Raw genomic sequence first — 456 nt, 5'->3', positions numbered from 1 at the left:
ACGTGGACGTCGCGCGAACCCGCCCGGAGGGCGCCCCCGCGCTACGAACCCCACCGCACGTACCCTTCCGGCGCCCCACCCCCCAATGGCACGCTGCCGTACATGCGGCCATGGACGCGCTCACACCCCGAACGCACGCCACGTACAGCCCGCACGCCACGCAAGTGGCCCCGCACGCCACGGCGAAAGACGCGGATCGCGCTCGCGGTGGCCGCCACCGCCGGCGCCGCGACCGCCCTCGTCGCGTGCGACCCCTCCGCGAGCGGCGGCCTGAGCACGGTCGCCGTGGCGCTCACCACGGACCAGACCGGCACCCGCGCCCTGGAGCAGGCCGGCGTCGACGTGCAGTGGCTCAGCTGCACGTCGCACGTGGGGGAGCGCCCCCGCCGCGCCGCGCCGGGCGCCGCGGTGGCCCTGATGCGCGGCGGCGACCCGCCCCCCGCGCCCTCCTGGACC

The 456-nt window shown here is 78.3% G+C and carries 1 pseudogene; it reads left to right on the top strand.

Annotated features, from left to right (window positions below):
* Positions 1–207 precede the first annotated feature (207 nt).
* A pseudogene (locus ACSNOD_RS31750) lies at positions 208–456 on the top strand (hypothetical protein); the annotation flags it as partial.

It is taken from the genome of Streptomyces sp. URMC 123 (assembly GCF_051386515.1).
GTDB lineage: Bacteria > Actinomycetota > Actinomycetes > Streptomycetales > Streptomycetaceae > Streptomyces.
The sequence above is the reverse complement of the archived record's forward strand: the minus strand, read 5'-3'. Positions and strand labels throughout refer to the sequence as shown.